General features: G+C 70.4%; 9 protein-coding genes. 3 read left to right on the top strand and 6 right to left on the bottom strand.

The annotated features are described in order from the left end of the window. Both recO and AC1DP0_RS15570 read left to right on the top strand, forming a co-directional pair. The coding region (recO, locus tag AC1DP0_RS15565; RefSeq protein WP_478085769.1) for a DNA repair protein RecO at positions 1 to 275 on the top strand (275 nt) is incomplete at its 5' end. A 56-nt stretch (positions 276 to 331) separates the two neighbouring features. Continuing rightward, positions 332 to 1,105 carry an isoprenyl transferase gene (locus AC1DP0_RS15570; RefSeq protein WP_478085771.1) on the top strand — a complete coding sequence of 258 codons (774 nt, stop codon included), beginning with the start codon at positions 332 to 334 and terminating at the stop codon, positions 1,103 to 1,105. A gap of 152 nt (positions 1,106 to 1,257) precedes the next feature. On the opposite strand, the gene AC1DP0_RS15575 is transcribed toward AC1DP0_RS15570, so the two are convergent. From AC1DP0_RS15575 to AC1DP0_RS15595, 5 genes are all read right to left on the bottom strand, one after another. After that, positions 1,258 to 1,677 carry a Fur family transcriptional regulator gene (locus AC1DP0_RS15575; protein WP_478085773.1) on the bottom strand — a complete coding sequence of 140 codons (420 nt, stop codon included), beginning with the start codon at positions 1,675 to 1,677 and terminating at the stop codon, positions 1,258 to 1,260. Next, positions 1,674 to 2,720 (bottom strand): metal ABC transporter permease, encoded by a 1,047-nt coding sequence (locus AC1DP0_RS15580; RefSeq protein WP_478085775.1) that lies wholly within the window; start codon positions 2,718 to 2,720, stop codon positions 1,674 to 1,676. The genes AC1DP0_RS15575 and AC1DP0_RS15580 overlap by 4 nt, the downstream gene beginning before the upstream one ends. Then, positions 2,717 to 3,562 (bottom strand): metal ABC transporter ATP-binding protein, encoded by an 846-nt coding sequence (locus AC1DP0_RS15585; protein ID WP_478085778.1) that lies wholly within the window; start codon positions 3,560 to 3,562, stop codon positions 2,717 to 2,719. Before AC1DP0_RS15585 ends, AC1DP0_RS15580 begins: the two co-directional genes overlap by 4 nt. Further along, entirely contained in the window at positions 3,559 to 4,524 is a 966-nt protein-coding gene (locus AC1DP0_RS15590; protein ID WP_478085780.1) for a metal ABC transporter substrate-binding protein, read from the bottom strand. The genes AC1DP0_RS15585 and AC1DP0_RS15590 overlap by 4 nt, the downstream gene beginning before the upstream one ends. A gap of 61 nt (positions 4,525 to 4,585) precedes the next feature. Then, a complete protein-coding gene (locus AC1DP0_RS15595) occupies positions 4,586 to 4,876 on the bottom strand; it encodes a DUF6703 family protein (protein WP_478085783.1) in 291 nt (96 codons plus the stop codon). 78 nt (positions 4,877 to 4,954) lie between these two features. On the opposite strand from AC1DP0_RS15595, the gene AC1DP0_RS15600 reads away from it, so the two are divergent. Further along, entirely contained in the window at positions 4,955 to 6,349 is a 1,395-nt protein-coding gene (locus tag AC1DP0_RS15600; protein ID WP_478085788.1) for a glycine--tRNA ligase, read from the top strand. Positions 6,350 to 6,407: 58 nt separating this feature from the next. Here the strand turns inward: AC1DP0_RS15600 and AC1DP0_RS15605 are convergent. Next, positions 6,408 to 6,800, bottom strand: a 393-nt coding sequence (locus tag AC1DP0_RS15605) for a sulfurtransferase (protein ID WP_478085793.1), incomplete at its 5' end; no start/stop codon positions are given.

Raw genomic sequence — 6,800 nt, forward strand, 5'->3', positions numbered from 1 at the left:
TCGTCGACTGCGCGAGGTGCGGCGCGCCGGGCCCCCACCGGGCGTTCAACGTGCAGGCCGGCGGCGCCGTGTGTTCCGTATGCCGTCCGCCCGGCTCGAGCGCGCCCGCCCCCGAGACCTTCGAGCTGCTCGCGTCACTGCTGACCGGTGACTGGGGTGYCGCCGATGCGAGCGACGACCGGCACCGACGTCAGGGCAACGGCCTCGTTTCCGCCTTCCTCCAGTGGCACATCGAGCGCGGGCTCCGGTCGCTGCGCCTCGTCGAGCGTGCCTGAGTCGCACTGAACAGCCTGAGCCGCAAGCGAACCCGATCCCGACCGACCGGAGACCCATGTACGCCAAGCCATTCCCGCATCCGTCCGGTGCGACGCCGCCGACCATTCCGGCCGACCTGCTGCCGAAGCACGTCGCGATCGTCATGGACGGCAACGGTCGCTGGGCCAACGCGCGAGGCCTGCCGCGGACCAAGGGCCACGAGGCGGGGGAGGCGTCGTTGCTCGACGTCGTGGCCGGGGCGATCGATGTCGGCGTGACGCACCTGTCGGCATACGCCTTCTCGACCGAGAACTGGCGACGGTCGCCCGAGGAGGTCCGCTTCCTCATGGGCTTCAACCGCGACGTGATCCGCCGCCGGCGGGACCAGCTCCACGAGTGGGGGGTCCGGATGCGCTGGGTCGGCCGGGCGCCGCGACTGTGGCGTTCGGTCATCAAGGAGCTGGAGATCGCGCAGGAGCTGACGCAGCACAACACCGGTCTGACCCTCTACTTCTGCGTCAACTACGGCGGTCGCGCCGAGATCGCCGACGCGGTGCAGCGGATCGCCCACGACGTCAAGGCCGGTCGCCTCCGTCCGGGGTCGGTCGACGAGAAGACGATCAAGCGCTACCTCGACGAGCCGACGATGCCCGACGTCGACCTCTTCGTCCGCAGCTCGGGTGAGCAGCGCACGAGCAACTTCCTGCTCTGGCAGTCGGCCTACGCCGAGATGGTCTTCCAGAACCAGCTCTGGCCCGACTACGACCGTCGCGACCTGTGGGCGGCCATCGAGGAGTACGTAGCACGCGACCGCAGGTACGGCGGAGCCGTCGACACCCCCACCACGTAGGCGGTGCGCGGAAGTGCGCACTCGACCGGAGGGCCGAGTCGAGTGCTCATTTCCCGACGTGGGGAAGTGGGCACTCGACTGGAGAGATGGGTCGAGTGCTCATTTCCCGATGTGGGGAAGTGGGCACTCGACTGGAGAGATGGGTCGAGTGCTCACATGTCCGTCGGGCTGCAGTCGGCGCAGGTGCCGAAGATCTCCAACGTGTGCGTCACCCCGGTGAAGCCGTGGTCGGCCGCGACCTTGTCGGCCCACTTCTCGACGGCCGGGCCCTCCACCTCGACGGTGCGCCCGCACGCCCGGCACACGAGGTGGTGGTGGTGGTGCGTCGAGCAGGCCCGGTAGACGGCCTCCCCGTCATCGGTGCGCAGCACGTCGACCGTGCCGGCCTCGACCATCGACTGCAGCGTCCGGTAGACGGTGGCGAGGCCGACGCCTGCCCCGGCCTCTCGGAGCCGGGCGTGCACGGTCTGTGCTGACGTGAAGTCGTCCGACCTCTCGAGCAGCTCGGCGACCGCGACCTGCTGCCGCGTGGGCTTCCGTGAGGTCGCAGGGGATTCGCTGCCGGTCGTCATGATCTCGTTCCTGTCGTCGGGTCGGGCCCCGTGCCCGCGGGTTGCACCGTCGCATCCCCTGGTGCCGGGTGGTCGTGGTGCACGCCGTGCTCGTCGTAGTGCCCCTCGTGGGCTGCGTGCAGGTGCCCGTCGTGGACGTAGTCGACATGGTCCCCGTGGGTCACGGCCGGGTGACCGCACTCCGCCCCGTGCTCGTGCGCATGGGTCTCGGCGACCTCGTGACGCCGGCTGCCCGTTCGGGCGACCACGCTCGTGACGACGGCCGTCACGACGAAGAGTCCTACGGCGAGCAGCACGATGGTGCCGCCCGAGGGGGTGTCCAGGGGATAGGAGAGCGCCACCCCGCCGACGGACGAGACTAGACCGAAGGCGATGGCCCACCGCAGCCCGCTGCTGAACGACCGGGCGAAGAGCTGGCTCGCGGCGTTGGGCACGATCATGAGGGCGCTGATGAGGAGCAGCCCGACGACACGCATCGCGACCACGACGGTGGTCGCGGTGAGGACGGCGAGCACGATGTTGAGCGGCAGCACCGGGATGCCGACGGCGCGGGCGTACTCCTCGTCGTTGGCGACGGCGAAGAGCCGCGGGCGCAGGGCCCAGGTCGTCACGGCGATGAGCACGGCGAGGCCGGCGAAGACGTAGAGATCGCTGCGCTGCGTCGTGAGGATGGAGCCGAAGAGATACTTCATCAGGTTGGCGGGCGTGCCGTCGGGCGACTTGCTGATGATGACGACGCCACCCGCGATGCCGCCGTAGAAGATGACCGCGAGGGCGACGTCACCGTTCGTGCGCCCTCGGGTGCGGAGCAGCTCGATGACGACGGCGGCGACGACGGCAGCGACGAGGGCGGTGAGCACCGGCGCCGCGCCCGTGACGAGACCGATGGCGACACCGGCCAGGGCCACGTGCCCCATCCCGTCCCCGATGAGGGAGAGCCGTCGCTGGACGAGGAAGATCCCGACCATCGGGGCGACGGTGCCAACGAGCAGTGCGGCGATGAGGGCCCGCTGCATGAAGTCGACGGTGAGCAGGTCGATCACGGTCGGCCTCCGTCCGGGTGGGTGGCGTCGAGGGGGCCGGGACCCAGGGACGGGCGGTGCCCGTCGAGCTCGATGTCGTGGTGGTGGCTGTCGTGGTCGTGGTGGACGCGCTCGCGCGCGTGGGCGTACTCCCGCGGCGTCCCGTCGAAGCGGATCCGTCCCGCGTCGATGACGACGATGCGCGTGAGCAGCCGTTCGAGCGCGCCGAGCTCGTGCGTGACGATCACCATCGTGACGTCGCGCTCGACGAGCCGCGCGAGGACGTCGGCCAGGACGTGCTGGTTGGCGGCGTCGACGCCGGCGGTGGGCTCGTCCATGATGAGCACGTCCGGCTGCCCGGCGAGGGCGCGGGCGATGAGCACGCGGCGCTGCTGGCCGCCCGAGAGGGTGCTGACCTCGGTGGCGGCCCGGTCGGCGAGGCCGACGACCTCGAGCGAGCGGGCGACGATCTGCCGGTCGGTCGCGCGCAACCGTCCGAGCCAGCCGATGCGTGACAGCCGCCCGGTGGACACGATCTCCTCGGCCGTGGCCCTGACGGAGGTCGAGAGCGTATGCCGCTGGGGCACGTAGCCGAGACGGGCCCGGTCGTGGAACTCGCTGCTGTCCTCCCCGAAGAGGGTGACGGTGCCCGCCACCCGCTCGTTGAGACCGAGCACGCCCTTCATCAGGGTGGACTTGCCCGACCCGTTGGGCCCCACGATCGCCACGATCTCGCCGCTGCGGATCGTGAGGTCGACGCCGGTCAGGACGGCCCGGTCGCCGTAGCCGAACGCCGCGCCGCGGAGGGTCACGACGGCGTCCGCGTCGTCCGGCTCGAGGGGCACCAGCCGCGCGGTCCTCATGAGCAGCCCTGCCCGTCGCGCAGCGCCACGAGGTTGCTGCGCATGACCTCGAAGTAGTCCCGGCCGACCGACGCGGAGGTGATGCCCTCGATGGGGTCGAGCGTCGCGACCTTCGCTCCCGTCGACCCGGCCACCGTCTGGGCGAAGTGCGGCTCCACGAGGGTCTCCTGGTAGATCGTCGTCACGCCGTTGGAGGACACGAGGTCGGCGACGGCCTTGAGGGCGGATGCGCTCGGCTCGGCCTCGGGAGAGATGCCGGTGATGCCGTGCTGCGAGAACCCGTAGCGGGCGGCGAGGTAGCCGAAGGCCGCGTGGCTGGTGACGAGCTGCTTGGTCCGGCACCGTTCGAGCCCGAGCCGCATCTCGTCGTCGAGCTCGGACAGCTTCTCGACGAAGGCCGCGGTGTTCTTCGCGTAGGTCGCCGCGTGCCGGGGGTCGTCCTTCACCAGGCGCGCACTGATGGCCTCGGCCACGGCGGCATACCGCGAGGGGTCGAGCCAGAAGTGGGGATCGCTGCCCGAGTGCCCGTGGTCCTCGTGCTGCGCGTCGGTCTCGCCCGCGTGCCCGGACTCCTCGTCGAGGGTGAGCGTCAGGTGGGCCGCATCGGCGACGTCGAGGACCTTGGCCGGGTCGACGAGCCCCACGGCCTCGTCGACCGCCGGCTGGAACCCGTCGGCGTAGACGACAAGACGCGCTTTGGTCATGCCGCCGATGTCCTGCGGCGAGAGCTCGAGGTCGTGCGGTTCGGCGCCTGGCTTGGTGAGGACCGAGACCGGGACAGCCCCGCCGGTGATCTGCTGCGTGGCGAACTGGACCGGGTAGAACGAAGTGACCACCACGTCCTCCGGAGTCGAGGTGCCGCCGTTCGCGCCGGACCCGCAGGCCGTGACCGCAACGACGATCGCCGTCGCGGCAGCGAGGGCAGGCAGGAGCCTGCGCGGGGCCGGGGGAGCGGAGGGCATGGGCTCATCCTCACCCAAAGTGAGAATGATTGTCAAAACCGTTCTCGTCGCCGGACGAGGGTCAGCCCGCGGGGACGATCCGAACCACGGCGACGGCGACCGCGAGCACCAGCACGGCGATCCGCATGAGACGCTCGGGCAGGGTGAGTCGCTGCCACGTCAGGAAGAGCAGCCAACCGACGAAGGCCGACACGACGAGGAAGGCGATGCCGCCCCACGGCCGCGGTGCGAAGACGCCGACGGCCAGCAGGGCGATGAGCACGCCGAGCGCGACGGGGCGGGGGACGGTGTTGAGCCGCTCCACCCAGGGGACGGACGCGTGCTCGAGACGGGAACGGAAGCTCAGGGCCACGCCACGAGCCTAGGGGACGCGACGGCATACCCCGGACGCGTGCCAAACCACTGGCGGCGGCCCGATAACCTGTGCGGCATGGCCAAGCAGACATCCACCGTGGACACCGTCGTCAGCCTCTGCAAGCGCAGGGGCTTCGTCTTCCCGAGCGGCGAGATCTACGGAGGCACGCGGTCGGCCTGGGACTACGGCCCCCTCGGTGTCGAGCTCAAGGAGAACATCCGCCGGCAGTGGTGGAAGGCCATGGTCACGAGCCGCGACGACGTCGTCGGCCTCGACTCCTCAATCATCCTCCCGCGCGAGACGTGGGTCGCCTCGGGCCACGTCGGCACCTTCACCGACCCGCTCGTCGAGTGCCTCAACTGCCACAAGCGCCGCCGCCAGGACCACCTGCAGGAGGCGCTCGCGGAGAAGAAGGGCATCGCCGACCCCGACTCGGTCCCGATGACCGACATCGTGTGCCCCGACTGCGGCACCAAGGGCCGGTGGACCGAGCCGCGCGACTTCCAGATGATGCTCAAGACCTACCTCGGCGTCATCGAGGACGAGTCGGGTCTGCACTACCTGCGCCCCGAGACGGCCCAGGGCATCTTCGTCAACTTCAACAACGTCATGCAGGCCTCGCGCAAGAAGCCGCCGTTCGGCATCGCCCAGACCGGCAAGAGCTTCCGCAACGAGATCACGCCCGGCAACTTCATCTTCCGCACGCGCGAGTTCGAGCAGATGGAGATGGAGTTCTTCGTCAAGCCCGGCGATGACGCCGAGTGGCACCAGTACTGGATCGACGAGCGCACCCGCTGGTACACCGACCTCGGCATCAACCCCGACAACCTGCGCCACTACGAGCACGCGCCCGAGAAGCTGTCGCACTACTCGACGCGCACCGTCGACATCGAGTACCGCTTCCGGTTCGCCGGGTCGGAGTGGGGCGAGCTCGAGGGCATCGCCAACCGCACGGACTTCGACCTGTCGACGCACTCGAAGCACTCCGGCACCGACCTGCAGTTCTTCGACCAGACGACGGGCGAGAAGTACACGCCGTACGTCATCGAGCCGGCAGCCGGCCTGTCGCGCTCGCTCATGACCTTCCTCGTCGACGCGTACGCCGAGGACGAGGCGCCCAACACCAAGGGCGGCGTCGACAAGCGAGTCGTGCTCCGGCTCGACCCGCGTCTCGCCCCGGTCAAGGCCGCAGTGCTCCCGCTCTCACGAAACGCCGACCTCTCGCCGAAGGCCCGCGACCTCGCCACGCAGCTGCGCCGCCACTGGAACATCGACTTCGACGACGCCGGGGCGATCGGCAAGCGCTACCGCCGCAACGACGAGATCGGCACGCCGTTCTGCATCACGGTCGACTTCGACACCCTCGAGGACCACGCCGTGACGATCCGTGAGCGCGACACGATGGCCCAGGAGCGCGTAGCCCTCGACCAGGTCGAGGGCTACCTCGCCCAGCGCCTCGTCGGCTGCTGAGCCGAACGCCGATCGGGGTTGCCCGACTCTCCGAAGCAGGGGTTGTCAGGCGGGGTGGTCAGCCGGGGTCGGGGCCGGTGGCGACGGGGCGTGACGGGTCGCGGATCCACTCGCTCCAGGAGCCCGGGTAGAGCACGGCGTCGATGCCGAGCTCGGCGAGCGCCAGCAGCTCGTGGGCCGCGGTGACGCCGGACCCGCAGTAGACGCCGACCGCACCCGCCGCGACGTCACGACCGGCCGTGACCTTCGCCCAGTGCTCGGCGAGGTCGCGGCGGAACGTGCCGTCTGCCGTGATCCATTCCGAGGTCGGGCTGTTGACCGCGCCCGGCACGTGCCCGGCCACCGGGTCGATCGGCTCGGTCTCGCCGGCGTAGCGCTCCGGCGCCCGGGCGTCGAGGAGCAGGCCGTCCTTGGCCAGCGCCGCGGCACCGGCCGCGTCGAGGGTGGGCAG

The organism is Terrabacter sp. P5_B1 (assembly GCF_056400505.1).